This is a genomic window from Leucobacter tardus (assembly GCF_017583045.1).
GTDB lineage: Bacteria > Actinomycetota > Actinomycetes > Actinomycetales > Microbacteriaceae > Leucobacter > Leucobacter tardus.
Window position 1 is genome coordinate 1 of the sequence record NZ_JAGFBF010000004.1, and the last position, 17,176, is coordinate 17,176.

Consider the following 17,176-nt stretch of genomic DNA (forward strand, 5'->3'; position numbering starts at 1 on the left):
GCCCCGGGGCCCGTCTTTGGGGGGGGTTGGCTGTTGCCCCCCCCCCCACCCGCCCCTTTCCGTATACCGGGAGTGTTAGCGTCCCTGGTCGAATCGCTGACCCTCGACCTTGGAAGGGAGGAGGAGCAGGACGAGCAGCACAATGCTTCCGACGGTCGGGATGAAGGACAGGAAGAAGAAGGGGCCGGCGAAGTTGCCGTCGTGCAGTCGGCGCCAGGTGAGAGCGAGCGTCGGCACGAGAATCGCCAGCGAGAACACGGTCATGAGGCCGCCGCCGATGAGCATGAGCATCGCGCCGGTGCCCGCCGCGGCCGAGTCGACCGCGCCCATCGTGGGGTTGCCCATGCTGTCGACCGACATCCCTGCGGCAGTGGCTGACGCGGTCATCCCGATCCCGACGATCGACAGGATGGTCGGGATCAGCAGGACGAGCACCTGGAACAGTGCCACCCACCAGTACTCGCTGCGCGAGGCGCGGCCGGTGAAGTTCGCGTACTGCTTGAAGAAGCGCTTGATCGCCTGGCCAAATGAAGCTCCGTAGTAGGGGAGCGTGATGTCGTCGACGTTCGTGGTTCCCAGCGGCTGCTGCGGCCCCTGCTGGTACTGAGGGGCTGATGGGATAGTCATGATGAATCGCTTTCTCCTGGATGCATGTGCCATGTGATACGCACGGGTCCCCACCCGTGTGCACCGACTATTGCATCACATTCGAGGTCGATACGTTGGGCGGTGCTTGGCGCGTCTCGCCCGCGGTAGGCTGGATGCATGAGCAATCCACGTGCCGGCAAGGTGGCAGAACGCATTCAGCAGATCGTGGCACGGCGACTCGAAAAAGGGTTGCGGGATCCGCGCCTGGGGTTCGTCACCATCACCGATGTGCGCGTCACCGGTGACCTCCAGCAGGCGAGCATCTTCTACACGGTGTACGGTTCCGAGGCCGAGCAGACCGACTCCGCGGCGGCGCTGCGCGCCGCGACGGGCATGCTGCGCACCGAGGTCGGCAAGCAGCTCGGCACTCGTCTGACCCCTGCTCTCGAGTTCATCCACGACGAGTTGCCGGAGTCGGCGCAGCACCTCTCCGAACTGCTCGACGAGGCGAAGCGCCGTGACGCGGAGTCCGCGGCGCTGGCCGAGGGCGCGCAGTATGCCGGCGATGCCGATCCGTACGCCAAGCCGGCTGACGAGACCGAGGCCGAGCGGGACTGAGCGCCGCAGACGCTGCGCGGCCCGCTACGTCGGCAGTGAGGCGAGTCCGCCGTTCTCCACGATGAGTCCGTCGCTGACGAGCGAGTCGTAGGCGCGTTGCGCCTGCTCCGGCTCGCGAAGGCCGCCGTCCGCCGCTGCGGCGAGAGCCGCTGCGACAGTGATCGGGGTCGATGCGTCGCGGAGCGACTCCAGAATGCGTCCGCGCACTTGACGATCGCTCCCGGAGAACGCCGCCTGGCGCGGACGCTTCGCGGGTGCGTTGTCCGGGTATCCGGCGCCGCGCCACTCGCACCACTCGGCTACCGGGCACACGCCGCACTTCGGAGCGCGCGCGGTGCAGACGGTGGCACCGAGTTCCATGGCGGCCGCATTGAATCGCGCGGCCGCTCCGGGCTCCTCGGGCAGGAGTCGCTCCATATCGGTCAGGTCGGTCGGCGACGGCATGCCCGCAGCCGCGCGCCCGTGCATGACCCGGGCGATCACGCGACGCGTGTTCGTGTCTACGACGGGGTGGCGGTCTCCGAACGCGAACGCGGCGACGGCGCGAGCCGTGTACGGACCGATCCCGGTGAGTGCGAGGAGCGCGTCCACGTCGGCGGGAACGCGGTCGTCGTGCTGCTCGGCGATCTCCACGGCCGCCCGGTGCAGCCAGAGTGCGCGGCGCGGGTAGCCGAGACGTCCCCAAGCGCGGACGGCTTCGCCGGGTTCTTCGGCGGCGAGGGCAGAGGGCGTCGGCCAGCGCTGCATCCACTCCGACCAGCGGGGGAGGACGCGGTCCACTTGCGTCTGCTGCAGCATGAACTCGGAGACGAGAACCGCCCACGCGTCGATGTGCGGATCCCGCCACGGAAGATCGCGGGCGGCGGTCGCGTACCAGTCGTTGACGGCCGATGCGACGCGGGAGAGTTCTGCGGGCACTCGCCACAGTCTAGGTGAGTAGGCTGGACGGGATGGATGCGAAGTCAGAGCTCCCCGCCCAGGGCGGCATTCTGCTGGTCGATAAAGCCGAGGCGTGGACGAGTCACGATGTCGTCGCGAAAGCGCGACGCGCGCTCGGCACGCGGAAGGTGGGGCACGCCGGAACGCTCGACCCGATGGCGACCGGACTGCTCGTGCTCGGTGTCGGCCCGGCGACGCGCCTGCTGACGCATCTCGTGGGACTCGACAAGACGTACGAGACCACGATGCGGCTCGGTGAATCGACCGTCACGGATGATCGCGAGGGAGACCGGCTCGCGGTCGCCGACGCTGAGACCGTTGCCGAAGTGCTCGCCGATCCGGAGCGGATCGCTCGGGGGATCGCTGCGCTGAGCGGCCCGATCGAACAGGCTCCGAGCGCGGTCAGTGCGATCAAGGTGGACGGACGACGCGCGTACGATCGCGTGCGCAGCGGCGAAGACGTCGAGCTGAAGCGCCGGCCGGTCACGGTGCATCGCTTCGATGCGGGGGATCCGCGGCCGACGCAGACCGCGGACGGGTTCGCGACGATCGATGTCGATGCGACGGTGGACTGCTCGTCGGGAACGTACATCCGCGCGCTCGCCCGCGACCTCGGCGCGGACCTGAACCTCGGCGGTCATCTCACCGCGCTCAGGAGGACGCACGTCGGTCCGTTCTCCGTCGATGGCGCGGTGGCGATGGAGCGTCTCGCGGCAGGGGACCCGGGCCCGTTGCTCGACCCGGCCGACGTCGCGCGCGTCCTCTTCCCCGAGTTGACTCTCACCGCGCAGCAGGCGATCGACCTGGGGCACGGGAAACGCCTCGAGGTGCCAGACGCGCCGGACGCGCGACTCGTCGCCGCGACGGATCCGGAGGGGCGCCTCATCGGGCTGATCGAGGTGAAGCGCGGTGTGACGCGCGTGGTCACGAACTTCCCGACGCCCGATGGAGCGGCCTGATGGTCCTGTGGTTAGCGATCGCGCAGATCGCGGTCGCGCTCGCGGCGATGGTCCTGTGCCTCGGAGCGGGTCTGCGTCGCAGCGAGCCGAACGATTACACGATGGGGGCGACACTGCTCGTGACGCTTCTGCTGCTCGCGCAGGTGGTCGTCGCCATCGTTGCTCCGTTCGCCGGCAACCACGCCACGGGTGACCCGCTCGAGTTCTGGATGTACCTGATCGTCGCGTTCGCGCTGCCGATCGGCGGAGGATTCTGGGCGCTGATCGACCGGACCAGGTGGGCGAACCTCGTACTCGCGCTCATGCACTTCGCGGTGGCCGTCATGCTCTACCGCATGCTCGTGATCTGGGGATGAGCGGTAAGCTGGAGGGCGTGCCAGAAACCAGATCGAGTCGCGAGCCCGGCGTGGGATCACGCGACGCTGCGCGCGCACCGGTCAGCGCGGGCCGTGAGCGCCGTCGCGGCGCCGGTCGAGTGCTGATCGCGGTCTACCTGGTGCTGGCGATCGCAGCGACCTTCCGTTCCGTCTACCAGATCCTCACGAAGTTCGATGAGGCGCCGGTCGCATACGCGCTCTCGGCGGCGGCCGGGGTGGTGTACATTCTGGCGACCGTGGCACTCGTGAACCGCGACCGCCCCGGGTGGCGGGGCATCGCCTGGGCGGCGATCCTGTTCGAACTCGTCGGAGTGCTCGTGGTGGGCACGCTCAGCCTCACGGTTCCGGAGTGGTTCTCGCATCCGTCCGTGTGGTCGGGCTTCGGTGTCGGCTATGTCTTCATTCCGCTCGTACTGCCGGTGCTCGGCCTGATCTGGCTGGCTCGGACGCGCGGCGATGCCGCCGCGCGCGCCGGAGGGGGCTCACGCTGATGCGCACGTTCACGGCACTCGACGACCTGGCCGACGAGCCGGTCCGCGGGACCGCGGTCGCCATCGGCAAGTTCGACGGCGTGCACCTGGGGCATCAGGCGATCCTCACGCGACTGCGCGATATCGCCGCCGCCGAACAGTTGGAATCGGTCGTCTTCACCTTTCGCGAGAACCCGCTGAGGCTGCTCCGTCCGGACCGCTGCCCCGAGCCGCTCATGAGCCCGGATCAGCGCGAGACGGCGCTCGCCGAGGCGGGTGTCGACGTCTGCCTCATGGTGCCGTTCGATGAACGACTCTCGTCGATACCCGCCGAGGCCTTCGTGCGCGACATCCTGGTCGGTCGGCTCGGCACGCGCCACGTGATCGTCGGACCTGACTTCCGGTTCGGGCACCGTGGCGTGGGAGATGTGGCGCTGCTGCAGCGGATGGGTGAGGAGCTCGACTACACGGTCGAGGAGGTGTCGTTCGTCGTCGATGACGATCTCGGACGCGTGTCCTCCACGCGGGTGCGCGAAGCCATCGGTCAGGGCGACATCGAGCTCGCCACACGCATGCTCGGCCGTCCCGTTGCGGTGCGGGGGGACGTGGTGCACGGAGATGCGCGCGGCCGGGAACTCGGATTCCCCACGGCGAACCTGGGTGGCGCCGTCGAGGGCTTCGTGCCGAACGACGGCGTCTACGCGGGGTGGGCGATCGTCGACGGCGTCCGCCGCATGGCCGCGATATCGGTCGGCTCCAACCCGACCTTCACGCCCGAGGCGCAGTCGAGAGTCGAGGCGTATCTGCTCGATTACTCCGGCGACCTGTACGGAGCCCGGATCACGATCGAGTTCGTCCACCGCATTCGCGGAACGTACACGTTCTCGGGAATCGATGCGCTCGTGGAGCGCATGCACGACGACGTGCGCGAGACGAGGGCGATGCTGAACGGCGGGATCCTGCGCGACGAGTGCTAGACTGATCGCAGGTCGCAACCCGTGTTCCCCCGGCGCCCAGTGCCAGGCACTTCGTCAGGCGGGGGTGAAGGCGGCGGACCGCGCTCCCGGAAGACAGATCCGGGTCTGTGCTCACATCGATCAGGAGATCCATGGCATCCACCACTGCCACGCGCTCTGCCGGCGCTCGCAGCATGTCCACCACCTCGGCGAAGCAGCAGGGGAAGCGGCGTCACACGCACAATGAAGGCATCATCCCCCTGTTGGCCCGGGCGGTGCGCGAGGTCGAGGCCTCCGCACAGCGCGGAAAAGCGGCGGCGGCGAGCCGGACCAAGTTCCAGGTCATCGCGCTGCTGATGCGCGAGGAGCGCGCGCGGGTGCGCACCGACGAGAACGTCAGCGACTCGGAGCGCGCGGAGACGCTGAAGCGTCTCGACGGCATCGCATCGATCCTGGCCCGCACGGCGGCGCGCGACACGTCGCTCATCGCCCTGCTCGAGCCGACGGCTGCGCTGGGCGATGCTGCGAAGCAGCTCAAGCGGAAGATGCTGACGCAGGCAGGAATCGAATTGCCGGATGAGGCCCCCGAGCCTCAGCCCGCCCAGAAGTTCGTGCCGCCCGAGCTCGCAGAGCGGCAGGTCGAACCGCGAGGGGTCGAAACCCGGATCCGCACCAATCCGTTCCTCCCGCCGGATCTCAGCGGCGTCAGCGCGCCCACCCCGGTGGTGCGCCTCGCGAATTGGGAACTCCTCGGACCGCTGCTGAAGTCGTTCGAGCAGGGCGGAGGCGGGTCCGCCTGCATGGAGCTGCCCGAGCCCCCGCAGCCCGATCGACTTGCGCCGCGCGGGCAGGAGCTCATGCCGCACCAGGCCAAGTTCCTCGCCGCTGTCGCTGACGGGCACCGAAGCTTCCTGCTCGCCGATGAGCCGGGTCTCGGCAAGACGGCGCAGTCGGTGCTGGCGGCGTCGGTCGCGGAGTCGTACCCGCTCCTCGTCGTCGTGCCGAACGTCGTGAAGATGAACTGGGCGCGGGAGGCCGAGCAGTGGACGCCGCGCAGGCGCGTGACGGTGATCCACGGCGACGGCGACGACATCGATCCGTACGCCGACATCTTCATCGTGAACTACGAGATTCTCGATCGTCACTTGAGCTGGATCTCCCGGTTCGGGTTCCGCGGCATGGTCGTCGACGAGGCGCACATGATTAAGAACGTGCAGTCGCAGCGCTCGCGCAACGTGCTCGCGATCGCCGAGCGGATGCGCGAGCGCACGCCGACGGCGCTTCCGCTGCTCATCGCACTCACGGGTACGCCGCTCATCAACGACATCGATGACTTCCGTGCGATCTGGCGATTCCTGGGGTGGACCGAGACCGATCTGAGCGGCAACGAGAAGCCGGGTCGCGAACTGCTCGCAGCGCTCGAGGCGAACGGATACACGCCCGCGGATTCGGGGTTCTACCCGGCGGCGCGGCACAGTGTCGTCGACATGGGGATCGTGCGCCGGCGCAAGATCGATGTCGCCGCCGACCTGCCGTCCAAGCGGGTCGTCGACCTTCCGGTGGAACTCGACGACGATCTCGGGCGCGGCATTCGCGAGGCCGAACGGCAGCTCGCGCGGAAGCTGCTCGAGCGCTTCGTCGCCGCGAAGCGCGGGAAGCTCGGCGAGAAGCTCTCCGACGACGCGCTCATCCGCATGGTGTGCGCGCAGGAGCTCGAGGAGTCGAACGCCTCGGCAGACGGCATGAACGTCTTCACGATGGTCCGTCAGATCGGTCAGGCCAAGGCTCCCCTCGCGGCGGACTACGCGGCACAGCTCGCCCGCTCGGTCGGCAAGGTGGTGTTCTTCGCGAAGCACATCGATGTCATGGATCAGGCCGAGACGATCTTCGCCGAGCGGGGTCTGCGCACGATCTCCATCCGCGGTGATCAGACGTCGGCATTTCGTCAGGCCCAGATCGACGCGTTCAATCAGGATCCGGACGTGTCCGTCGCCGTGTGTTCGCTCACCGCGGCCGGCGTGGGCGTGAACCTGCAGGCCTCCTCCGATGTCGTGCTCGCCGAGCTCAGCTGGACCGATGCCGAGCAGACGCAGGCCATCGACCGCGTGCACCGCATCGGTCAGGAGGAGCCGGTCACTGCATGGCGCATCATCGCCGCGCAGACCATCGACGCCAGGATCGCGGAACTCATCGACGGGAAAGCAGGTCTCGCGGCACGCGCGCTCGACGGTGCCGACGCGAAGGACGAGGACGAGGACTCGGTGCAGCTCCACGCGCTCATGCAGGTGCTGCGCGACGCCATCGCTCTGGGGGCGGAGGGTCGCAACGCCTCCTGAGCCCGACGGAACACTGATGCGCGTCTTCCCCTAGGCTGGACCCGCGTGCGGATTCGCGCGTGGTCTTCTGGGCAGGAGGAGAGCAATGCGTATTGGAATGCTGGTCTCGGGCGGCGATTGCCCCGGGCTGAACGCCGCGATCCGCGGTGCCGTGCTTCGCGGTGTCGATGTGTTCGGGTTCGAGATGATCGGGTTCATGTCGGGGTGGCGCGGAGTCATCGAGAACGACTGGATTCCGCTCGACCGCCGTGCCGTTCGCGGCATCTCGCCCATGGGAGGAACGATCCTCGGCACGAGTCGGGTGAGTCCGTTCACGGACGAGGGCGGCGGAGCCGAAGGGATCCGTGCCCGCATGCGCGAGAACGATCTGGACGGCCTGATCCTGATCGGCGGCAACGGCACCCAGACGGTGGCTCAGATGCTGTCGGACGAGGGCATCAACGTGGTCGGCGTGCCGAAGACGATCGACAACGACTTGGGCGGGACCGACTTCACGTTCGGCTTCGACACCGCGGTGTCCATCGCCACCGACGCCATCGATCGACTCCGCACGACCGGAGAGTCGCACGGGCGCTGCATGGTGCTCGAGGTAATGGGGCGCGACGCCGGGTGGATCGCCCTGCACGCGGGCATGGCGGGCGGAGCGCAGGTGATCCTGGTGCCGGAGTTCCCCGAGTCGATCGAGCAGATCTGCGAGTGGGTCGAGAGCGTACGCGATCGCGGTCGCCACTCGCTCGTCGTCGTCGCCGAAGGGTTCCGCCTCGAGGGCATGGAGTCCGAGGTCACCCGCGCGGGCGTCGACGGGTTCGGGCGCCCGAGGCTCGGCGGTGTCGCTGAGGTCCTCGCTCCGATGATCGAGGAGCGGACCGGCATCGAGTCCCGGGCGACCGTTCTGGGCCATGTGCAGCGCGGTGGCGTGCCGACCGCGTTCGACCGGGTGCTCGCCACGCGCGCGGGCATCGCGGCCTCGGACGCCGTCGAGGCGGGAGACTGGGGCGTCATGACGTCGTTGCAGGGCAACGACATCGTGACCGTGCCGCTCGCCGAAGCCGTCGGATCGCTGAAGGTCGTGCCGCGGGATCGATACGAGCAGGTGCGACTGCTCTTCGGGTGATCTCCTTCGGGTGATCGCCGAGTCCATCCGACGAAGGTGAACAGTGCATGAACTCTCCAGGTGAACGGCGTGTGAAGGTTCGGTGAACTTGACCTGTCCGGGATGCGATGTAACGATGATCCGGTGGAATTCACCCTGATCGTCCTGCTGGTCATCGCTCTGGCACTGTTCTTCGATTTCACGAACGGATTTCACGACACCGCGAACGCGATGGCGACGCCGATCGCCACGGGAGCGCTGAAGCCGAAGACGGCGGTCCTCCTCGCGGCGGTGCTGAATCTGGTCGGTGCGTTCCTCTCGACGGAGGTCGCCAGGACCATCTCGGACGGGCTCATCAACGAGGGCGACGGCGGAGTCCTGATCACTCCGGAAATGATCTTCGCCGGCCTCATCGGTGCGATCGTGTGGAACCTCGTGACGTGGCTGTACGGGTTGCCGTCCAGCTCGTCGCACGCGCTGTTCGGCGGCCTCATCGGCGCGGCGATCGTGGGGGCCGGGTTCCAGGCCATCAACGGCGGTGTCTTCCTCTCGAAGATCATCCTGCCGATGCTCGCCGCACCGCTGACCGCCGGACTCGTGGCGTTCACCGCCACGAAGATCGCCTACTCGATCACCCGTCGTCACGATGGGAAGAAGGACGGGCGCGGGCGGTTCCGCTACGCTCAGATCGCTTCGTCCTCGCTGATCGCTCTCGCGCACGGCACGAACGACGCGCAGAAGACGATGGGCGTCATCACCCTGACCCTCGTCGCGGCGAACCTGCAGGAGCCGGGCACCGGCCCCCACTTCTGGGTGATCGCGTCGTGCGCGTTCGCCATCGCCCTGGGTACGTACTCCGGCGGATGGCGCATCATCAGGACACTCGGGGCGGGCCTCACCCAGGTCAAGCCGGCGCAGGGCTTCGCCGCCGAGACGAGCACCGCCGCGACGATCCTCGCCTCCAGCCACCTCGGTTTCGCGCTCTCGACCACGCAGGTCGCGTCGGGATCGGTGATCGGTTCGGGTCTCGGGCGCCGCGGCTCGAGCGTGCGCTGGCGCGCCGTCGGCCGCATCAGTCTCGGCTGGCTCTTCACCCTGCCCGCCTCGGCGGCGGTGGGTGCCATCGCCGCACTGGTCGCTCATATCGGTTTCTGGGGCATCATCGCGAACGCGGTCTTCGGCCTCGGATTCATTCTCTTCATCTTCTGGCGGTCGCAGCGCAACAAGGTGGATTCGTCGAACGCGATCCCGGTGCCGGACGTCGCCGAGTCGGGGTACGCCGTCCGCGTGCGCAAGGGCAAGAAGATCCGCAAGGTGAAGACGGAGACCGGAACCGTCCCGCCGCTCACCCCGGTCGCTCAGTCCGCGGTACGTGATGACGAGGCCGCTCGGGCCGCGCGTGAGGCCGAACGAGAATCCGGATCGACGGGAGAGGGGTCGGCTCGATGACGATCGAATGGATGGCATTCATCACGGTGTTCGTCGCGGCACTCGTGTCGGCCGCGGTGGTCGTGTCGCTGTATTCCCTGGGCATCCGCTTTCTGGCGATCCCCGCGCGTCCGGTTCGAGGCGCTGATGGAAGCGTCGCTCCGAACGGCCCGTCGCGCGACGATGAGAATGACGATGTCGACGCCGTCGGACGCCCGCAGTGGGCCACGGTCGCCGCGAACATCTGCTTCGTGCTGTCCGCGTGCTGCGTGCTCGTCGGGATCTTCCTCATCGTGCCCGGCCTGCACTTCTGGTGAGCCCCGGCAGCTTCCGTCGCACCGGCCGGACGCCTCGACGTATCCCAGCTTCAGTACGGGCCCGCGGTTAGTATTGGGGCGTGCCAGAAACCCCGCCATCCACTGACGCCGCGCACGAGCTTCCGCTCGGCATCCGCGTCGCGTCCGCGTGGTCCTGGCGACTCATCGTCATCGGCGTCGCGCTCGCCGGTTTCCTGTGGCTCGTCGTTCAGGTGCGGATCATCATCATCCCGCTCCTCGTCGCGATCCTGCTCACCGCTCTGCTCGCTCCGATCGTGCACTGGTTCCAGCGCATCGGCGCACCCAAGTGGGTCGGTGTCATCGCCGCGCTCGTGTCGTTCGGCGTGGCGGTGTGGTTCCTCGTCGCCCTGATCATCCACTACTCCCGAAGCGGCTTCCTGGACCTCGCGCAACGGTCTGAGGCGCTCTGGGCGCAGTTCCTGCAGTGGATGGATTCCGAGGCGAGCTTCCTCGGTCTCGATGCCAGTCAGATCGACGACTTCGTCGTGCAGATCCAGGAGACCATTCAAGATCACCAGTCGGAGATCTGGAGCGGCGCGCTCGGCGTCGCCACCACGGCCGGGCAGTTCGTCGCCGGCTTGCTGCTCGCGATCTTCTCCCTCATCTTCCTGTTGATCGACGGCAAGAAGATCTGGTACTGGGTGCTCGGGTTCACGCCGGCGAAAGCCCACGCTCCGCTCGATACGGCGGGCGTCGCCGGATGGGTGTCTGTCGGGCAGTACGTCCGGGTGCAGATCTTCGTGGCCTTCGTCGATGCCGTGGGCATCGGTCTCGGAGCGTTCCTCCTCGGGGTGCCGCTCCCGGTGCCGATCGCGATCATCGTCTTTCTGGGCTCGTTCATCCCGTTCCTCGGCGCGATCAGCACGGGCGCGCTCGCCGTCTTCATCGCCCTCGTCTACAACGGGCCGGTGAACGCTGCGATCATGCTCGGTGTGGTGATCCTCGTCAACCAGATCGAGGGTCACGTGCTGCAGCCGCTCGTGATGGGCAGTGCCGTCAAGGTGCACCCGCTCGGGGTGGTGCTCGTCGTCTCGGCCGGTGCGCTCGTCGCCGGTATTCCCGGCGCTCTGTTCGCCGTGCCGTTCGCGGCCTCTGCGAATTCGATCGTGAATGCGCTCGTCGCACGCGAGTGGGATCCAGACTCCGATCCGGTTGCCGAATACCATCTGCAGAACAAGAAACGACAGCGTGTGCGCAGCCGTGCCCGCTGGGTGGCGCGTCTGAGGCGCAGAGAGGGAAGTGCATGAGCTTTCACACCCCGACCCTGGAAGACTTCGAGCGGGCGCGTGACGTGGTGCACGCGATCACGCAGCGCACCCCGCTCGAGTCGTCGCGATATCTCGCGGAGGTGCTCGGTGTGCCGAAGGTCTACATGAAATGCGAGAACCTGCAGCGGACCGGTGCGTACAAACTGCGCGGTGCATACAATCGTCTGTCACGGCTCACTCCGGAAGAGCGAGCCAGGGGAGTGGTCGCGGCCTCGGCGGGCAACCACGCCCAGGGTGTCGCGTTCGCGGCGAGCGAGCTCGGCATTCAGGCCACCATCTTCATGCCGTTGGGCGCCGCGCTTCCGAAGCTGCAGGCCACGCGCGACTACGGTGCCGAGGTCGTGCTCTCCGGTGCGGATTTCGCGGCGACCAACGAGGCGGCGCAGCGTTTCGTGCGTGAAACCGGGGCGCTTTTCGTGCCGCCGTTCGATGACGATGCGGTGATCGAAGGACAGGGTACGGTCGCGTTGGAGATGTTCGAGGTAGCGCCAGAGATCGAGACGCTGATCGTCCCGATCGGCGGCGGTGGACTCATCTCGGGCGTCGCCGCGGCGGCGAAACAGCTCGCGGCACGCGACGGGCGCGAGGTGCGGATCATCGGGGTGCAGGCGGAGAATGCGGCGCCCTACCCGGTCTCCCTCGAGCAAGGGGAACCCGTCACGGTGAAGACCCGCCCGACGATCGCGGACGGTATCGCGGTGTCGCGCCCGGGCGAGCGCAACTTCGCGTTGATCAGCGAGTACGTGGACGAAGTCGTGACGGTGAGCGACGACGACATCGCTCGAGCGATCGTCATGCTGCTCGAGCGAGCGAAGCTCGTGGTCGAACCGGCGGGAGCCGCCGGTGTCGCAGCGATGCTCGCGGGGAAGATCCACGCGAGCGGCGTCACCGCGACGGTGCTCTCCGGAGGCAACATCGACCCCCTGCTGTTGCAGCGCGTCATTGGTCATGGACTCGCGGCCTCGGCCCGGTACCTCAAACTGCGCATCCTGCTCCAGGACGTTCCCGGCCAGCTCGTGAAGACGGCGTCGATCGTGGCGGAGAACAACGCGAACGTCGTCGAAGTGATTCACACGCGGCACGCCACCGAATTGCCGATCAGTGATGTGGAACTCGAGTTGCATATCGAGACGCGCGGAATCGAGCACGGCGAGCGCGTCATCGACGCGCTGCGGAGCGCGGGGTACACCGTGCGGGTGGGCGAGCGGTACTGAGACATCGTTCAGCAGCCGGACCGGTGACGGGGATCGGTCCGGCTCAGGTTCTCGCGCCCGCTTGCGCGGCGTAGAGCCTGATCGCGCGTCGTGCATCGTCGACGGTGATGCTACCCCCGGCGACGATGTGGAGACCGTACGCGTCCTCGAGGGCGACGAGGTTCATCGCAGTGTCTTCGAGAGGCCCGGTGAGCGAGAACTCGCCGGACGCGACTCCGTCCTCGAGAATCTCGCGATACAGCTGCAGCTGCTCGCGATAGAGCTGCTGGACCAGCTGATCGTGCAGCGGTGACTTCCCGGCGAGCACGTCGAACTCGTACAGGAGGCGCATGAGCGCGTCGTCTGGGCCGCTGGGGAGACCGGCGTCGATCGCCGTGCGCAGTTTGTCCGTGGAGCTCTCCTGCTGCGCGACGAGCGCGATGCGCTCGGCGCCGACGCGCTGCATGCCGGACGCGTGCGCCTCGACGAGGATCGCCTCGAGATCGTCGTAGTAATAGAGCAGGGCGCCGCGCGTCACCCCGGCCTGATTCGCGACGTCGGTGAGGGAGAGGTGTCGCAGACCGCGTTCGGCAGCGGCGTCCAGGGCGGCATCGATCACCTCGAGGCGTCGCCGCTGTTGGGTGTTCGGTCTGGCCATGACCCTCAGTATGCCAGTCGACGCACGCGCACGGTCCGGATCGTCGGGTTTCTTGACTTCTGCGTAAATTAATTTACTCTGGAGTGAAATAACTTGTGAGCGTCAGGATGGACATGGTCGTCGACACCCTTTACACCGGCGGGAGCATCCGCACCTTCGATCCCGAGCACCCCTGGGCAGGGGCGCTCGGCGTGACGGGCGATCGGATCAGCTACGTCGGGCCTGCCGACGGCGCGCCCGCCGCCCGTCGTACCGTCGACCTCGCCGGTCGTCTGTTGACGCCGGGCGTCGCGGACACGCACAATCACCTCCTCCTCGGCTTCGACGACCTCGCCGTGAGCCTCGATCAAGTGACGAGCCTCGACACCGTCCGCGCCCGGATCGCCGAGTTCGCGGAGCGGCACCCCGACCTCGAATGGATCTGCGCCGAGAACGCGCTCTATTCGGTCGTCGAAGGACGCAGGCCCCGCGCCGACGACCTCATCGGCGTCACCGATCGCCCCGTCTTCATCACCACCTACGATCAGCATTCGGTGTGGCTCAATCGCCCGGCGCTCGCGAAACTCGGGATCCTGGACGGCGGCGACATCGCCTGGGGCAACCCTGAGCGAGACCACCGCACCGGTGAGCCGACGGGGTGGGTCACCGACTTCTACACGAGCGCGATGACCATCGCCGGACTCGCCGAACTGCAGCGCAACATTCCGATGTACTCGCCCGACCGCCGCTACCGCAAGATCACGAACAGCCTCGATATGGCGGCCCGCTTCGGTCTGACCACCGTCGTCGAGCCGCAGGTGCCCCTCGCCGAGCTCGACCTCTTCGACCGCGCCGAGCGCGAGGGCAGGCTGACGAGCCGCACCATCGCGGCGATCTACCATCCGGTCGGTGCTGACGGCGACTTCCGCACGCGCATCACCGAGGCGATCCGTGAGACTCCGCAGCACGATCGCTTCGCCCTCGGGCCGGTGAAGCTCTATGCCGACGACGTGATCGAACCGCACACCGCCGCAATGCTCGCAGACTACGCGAACCGGCCAGGGCACCGCGGTCATCCGAGTCTCGAACCGTCGGAATTCGAACGGCTGTTCGTTGAGCTCGATCGTCTGGGGTACCAGGTGCACACCCACGCCACGGGCGACTGGGGCGTTCGGATGACGCTCGACGCCATCGCCGCCGCGCAGCGCACCAACGGACGCCTCGACACGCGGCACGGCATCGTGCACGTCGAGTGTCTCGCTCCGGAGGATCTGCACCGATTCCTCGACCTGGGTGTGGTCGCCGCGATGCAGCCGCGTCATGCGTCGCCCGACCTCGTTGCGGGTACCTGGATGGAGAACGTCGGCGAGTCGCGCTGGGATCGTGCCTGGCGCTTCCGTTCGATGATCGAGTCGGGCGCGCGCGTCACGTTCTCGAGCGACTGGCAGGTCGGTGAGATGGATCCGCTCGTCGGGGTGTACAGCGCCATGACCCGTGCCGGACTCGATGGGACCGTAGCCTGGACCGCTCGCGAACGGGTCGGACTCGATGCGACGCTCCGGGCCTACACGCTCGGGGGAGCGGAGGCCTTCCATCGCGAGCACGCGCTCGGCATGCTGCGGCCGGGATATCTCGCCGACCTCGTCGTGTGGTCCGGTGACCTCTACGACATGGAACCTGCCGAGATCCTCGACCACCGAGCCGACCTGACGGTGGTCGGTGGGCACGCGATCCACGATGACCACGGCGAACTGGACGGCGTCGCCGCAGCGGCATCCGTGCAGGATCCGGCGGGCGCGGGTCAGACCTGCACCGAACCGTCCGCCGATCACCACTGCCACGACCATGCCGGATAACCCCGGCCCGCCCAGCGCACCCACAACGTTGTGAAGGAGCACCCGATGTCCGCTCTCCCCTCCCACTCCTCGGTCGCCGCCGGCGACGATCAGCTCGCGCACGCCGCGACGCACGAGCCCGCTCGGTTGAAGCGCACGCTGAAACTGCGGCACCTCGTCTTCATCGGCCTCGCCTACATGGCACCGCTCGCCGTATTCGACATGTTCGGCATCGTCTCCGAAGAGACGGACGGGCACGTTCCGCTCGCGTACCTGGTCGTGATGGTCGCCGTACTGTTCACCGCCTTCAGCTACTCGCGGATGGTGCGCTTCTTTCCGATCGCGGGCTCCGCATACACCTACGCCAAGGAAGCGATCAACGCGCACGTCGGCTTCCTCGTCGGATGGGTCGCGACGCTCGACTATCTCCTCCTGCCGATGATCAACGCGATCCTGTCAGGCATCTACATGGGGGCCGTGTTCCCGGATGTCCCGTTCTGGGTCTGGGTCGCGCTCACGGTCGGCATCTGCACCGCATTGAACCTCGTCGGCGTGAAACTGGCGGCGAAGATGAACGTGCTGCTCGTATCGATCCAGCTCGTCGTCGCCGTCGTGTTCGTCGTACTCGCGATCACGAACATCGTGTCGAACAGCGTGCCCGTGACGTCGCTGCCGTTCGGGTCGAGCGACACCGCCGCGGTCTCGATCGCTGCAGGAGCGGCGATCCTCGCGCTCTCCTTCCTCGGATTCGACGCCGTCTCCACACTCGCCGAAGAGGCTGAGCGCCCGACACGGGACATTCCGCGAGCGATCTTCATCATCGTGCTCGTCGCCGGCGCCTTCTTCATCACGGTCACCTACGTGATGCAGTTGCTCTTTCCGGATGTCACGCAGCTCGCCGACATCGTGGGGGCTTCGCCCGAGATCGCGAAGTACATCGGCGGGGCGGCGTTCCAAGCCGTGTTCGTCGGCGGGTACATGATGGCCGTACTCGGGTGCGGCATCACCCAGCAGATGAGCGCCGCGCGACTGCTGTATGCGATGGGACGCGATGGTGCTCTGCCGCGACGATTCTTCTCGCGGGTGAACGCGCACACCGGCGTACCCGTGATGAATGTGCTCCTCGTGGCACTGGTCGCCCTGACCGCACTGTTCGTCGATCTCGACCAGGCCGCCTCCATGATCAACTTCGGCGCCTTCATCGCATTCACCTTCGTGAATCTGTCGGTCGTGTTCACGTTCTTCCGCTTCATGCAGCGGCGCACGGCCGGCGCGTGGTTCGGGTTCGTGCTGGTGCCCCTCGTGGGGGCCGTCATCAACGTGGCACTGTGGGTGAATCTCGATACGGTGTCGATGATCATCGGCGCGTGCTGGTTCGCTCTCGGACTCGGATACCTCATTGTGAAGACGCGCGGGTTCCGGGCGCCGGCCCCCGACCTGACCGGACCCGTCAACATCGACGTGTACGAGTAGGCGCCGCGCACATGACAAGAGGCCCGGCCCCGCGGTGAGCGGGACCGGGCCTCCGAGCGCAGCAGCGGGCTGCTAGCCGGTGTAGGTATCGACCGCGACGATGCCGACCTCGATCTTCTTGCCGTTCGGGGCCTCGTAGCTGGTCGAGTCGCCGATCTTCAGGCCGAGGATCGCCGATCCGAGCGGGCTCTCGGCGCTGTAGACCTCGAGATCCGAGCCTTCGCCGAGTTCCCGGCTGCCGAGCAGGAACTTCTCCCGGTCGCCGAGGATCTCGGCGGTGATGACGGTGCCGACCTCGACGACGCCACGGCTTTCGGGGGCGTCGCTCACGACTGCGTGCTTCAGGAGCTCGTCGAGGTCGCGGATGCGCGCCTCCATTTTGCCCTGCTCGTCTTTCGCGGCGTGGTATCCGCCGTTCTCTTTGAGGTCGCCCTCTTCGCGCGCCGCCTCGATGCGGGCGGCGATATCGCGGCGACCGGGGCCGCTCAGCTCGTCGAGCTCGGCCTTGAGTCGATCGTAGGCATCCTGGGTCAGCCAGGTCTCGTTGGATTCAGCCATGCTGGTCCTCACTCTCGCGGAAGCTGGTGCGACAGGTGCGCAGATGTCAACAACGCCTCGGTTTCCCGAGGCGCTGTTTCAGCGTAGCAGCCTCCGCGAGCTTCCGTGCC

17 protein-coding genes are annotated in these 17,176 nt (G+C 67.4%); 13 read left to right on the plus strand and 4 right to left on the minus strand.

What is annotated here, in order from left to right; translation table 11 throughout:
* Positions 1-75: 75 nt before the first annotated feature.
* Entirely contained in the window at positions 76-627 is a 552-nt protein-coding gene (locus J4H85_RS05545; RefSeq protein WP_208237717.1) for a DUF805 domain-containing protein, read from the minus strand.
* A gap of 138 nt (positions 628-765) precedes the next feature.
* Here J4H85_RS05545 and rbfA point away from each other — a divergent pair, with 138 nt between their 5' ends.
* A complete protein-coding gene (gene rbfA / locus J4H85_RS05550; protein ID WP_208237719.1) occupies positions 766-1,206 on the plus strand; it encodes a 30S ribosome-binding factor RbfA in 441 nt (146 codons plus the stop codon).
* Between the two features lie 24 nt (positions 1,207-1,230).
* Here the strand turns inward: rbfA and J4H85_RS05555 are convergent, their stop codons facing one another.
* Positions 1,231-2,124 (minus strand): iron-sulfur binding domain-containing protein, encoded by an 894-nt coding sequence (locus J4H85_RS05555; protein ID WP_307863441.1) that lies wholly within the window; start codon positions 2,122-2,124, stop codon positions 1,231-1,233.
* A gap of 32 nt (positions 2,125-2,156) precedes the next feature.
* Between J4H85_RS05555 and truB the strand changes: the two genes are divergently transcribed.
* From truB to ilvA, 10 genes are all read left to right on the plus strand, one after another.
* On the plus strand, positions 2,157-3,104 hold the full coding sequence (gene truB / locus J4H85_RS05560; protein WP_208237721.1) for a tRNA pseudouridine(55) synthase TruB: 948 nt from the start codon (positions 2,157-2,159) through the stop codon (positions 3,102-3,104).
* Positions 3,104-3,460, plus strand: a complete 357-nt coding sequence (locus J4H85_RS05565; RefSeq protein ID WP_208237723.1) for a hypothetical protein — start codon at positions 3,104-3,106, stop codon at positions 3,458-3,460. The genes truB and J4H85_RS05565 overlap by 1 nt, the downstream gene beginning before the upstream one ends.
* Positions 3,457-3,972 (plus strand): hypothetical protein, encoded by a 516-nt coding sequence (locus J4H85_RS05570; RefSeq protein ID WP_372440187.1) that lies wholly within the window; start codon positions 3,457-3,459, stop codon positions 3,970-3,972. The genes J4H85_RS05565 and J4H85_RS05570 overlap by 4 nt, the downstream gene beginning before the upstream one ends.
* On the plus strand, positions 3,972-4,928 hold the full coding sequence (locus J4H85_RS05575) for a bifunctional riboflavin kinase/FAD synthetase (protein ID WP_208237724.1): 957 nt from the start codon (positions 3,972-3,974) through the stop codon (positions 4,926-4,928). The genes J4H85_RS05570 and J4H85_RS05575 overlap by 1 nt, the downstream gene beginning before the upstream one ends.
* 131 nt (positions 4,929-5,059) lie before the next feature.
* Positions 5,060-7,243: a DEAD/DEAH box helicase gene (locus J4H85_RS05580; RefSeq protein WP_208237725.1), complete on the plus strand. Its 2,184-nt coding sequence runs from the start codon at positions 5,060-5,062 to the stop codon at positions 7,241-7,243.
* A gap of 85 nt (positions 7,244-7,328) precedes the next feature.
* Positions 7,329-8,357 (plus strand): 6-phosphofructokinase, encoded by a 1,029-nt coding sequence (locus J4H85_RS05585; protein WP_208237726.1) that lies wholly within the window; start codon positions 7,329-7,331, stop codon positions 8,355-8,357.
* Positions 8,358-8,480: 123 nt separating this feature from the next.
* Positions 8,481-9,785 (plus strand): inorganic phosphate transporter, encoded by a 1,305-nt coding sequence (locus J4H85_RS05590; RefSeq protein ID WP_307863442.1) that lies wholly within the window; start codon positions 8,481-8,483, stop codon positions 9,783-9,785.
* Positions 9,782-10,081 (plus strand): hypothetical protein, encoded by a 300-nt coding sequence (locus tag J4H85_RS05595; protein ID WP_208237728.1) that lies wholly within the window; start codon positions 9,782-9,784, stop codon positions 10,079-10,081. The genes J4H85_RS05590 and J4H85_RS05595 overlap by 4 nt, the downstream gene beginning before the upstream one ends.
* A gap of 80 nt (positions 10,082-10,161) precedes the next feature.
* Positions 10,162-11,349 carry an AI-2E family transporter gene (locus J4H85_RS05600; RefSeq protein WP_208237729.1) on the plus strand — a complete coding sequence of 396 codons (1,188 nt, stop codon included), beginning with the start codon at positions 10,162-10,164 and terminating at the stop codon, positions 11,347-11,349.
* Positions 11,346-12,584 (plus strand): threonine ammonia-lyase, encoded by a 1,239-nt coding sequence (gene ilvA, locus J4H85_RS05605; RefSeq protein WP_208237731.1) that lies wholly within the window; start codon positions 11,346-11,348, stop codon positions 12,582-12,584. The genes J4H85_RS05600 and ilvA overlap by 4 nt, the downstream gene beginning before the upstream one ends.
* Before the next feature lie 43 nt (positions 12,585-12,627).
* On the opposite strand, the gene J4H85_RS05610 is transcribed toward ilvA, so the two are convergent.
* Entirely contained in the window at positions 12,628-13,221 is a 594-nt protein-coding gene (locus tag J4H85_RS05610; protein WP_208237733.1) for a TetR/AcrR family transcriptional regulator, read from the minus strand.
* Between the two features lie 113 nt (positions 13,222-13,334).
* Between J4H85_RS05610 and J4H85_RS05615 the strand changes: the two genes are divergently transcribed.
* A complete protein-coding gene (locus J4H85_RS05615; RefSeq protein WP_208237735.1) occupies positions 13,335-15,056 on the plus strand; it encodes an amidohydrolase in 1,722 nt (573 codons plus the stop codon).
* A gap of 45 nt (positions 15,057-15,101) precedes the next feature.
* The gene (locus tag J4H85_RS05620; protein WP_208237737.1) at positions 15,102-16,508 is read left to right on the plus strand and encodes an APC family permease; all 1,407 of its coding nucleotides are present in this window, start codon (positions 15,102-15,104) and stop codon (positions 16,506-16,508) included.
* Between the two features lie 72 nt (positions 16,509-16,580).
* Here the strand turns inward: J4H85_RS05620 and greA are convergent, their stop codons facing one another.
* Positions 16,581-17,066 carry a transcription elongation factor GreA gene (gene greA / locus J4H85_RS05625; RefSeq protein ID WP_208237739.1) on the minus strand — a complete coding sequence of 162 codons (486 nt, stop codon included), beginning with the start codon at positions 17,064-17,066 and terminating at the stop codon, positions 16,581-16,583.
* Positions 17,067-17,176 lie beyond the last annotated feature (110 nt).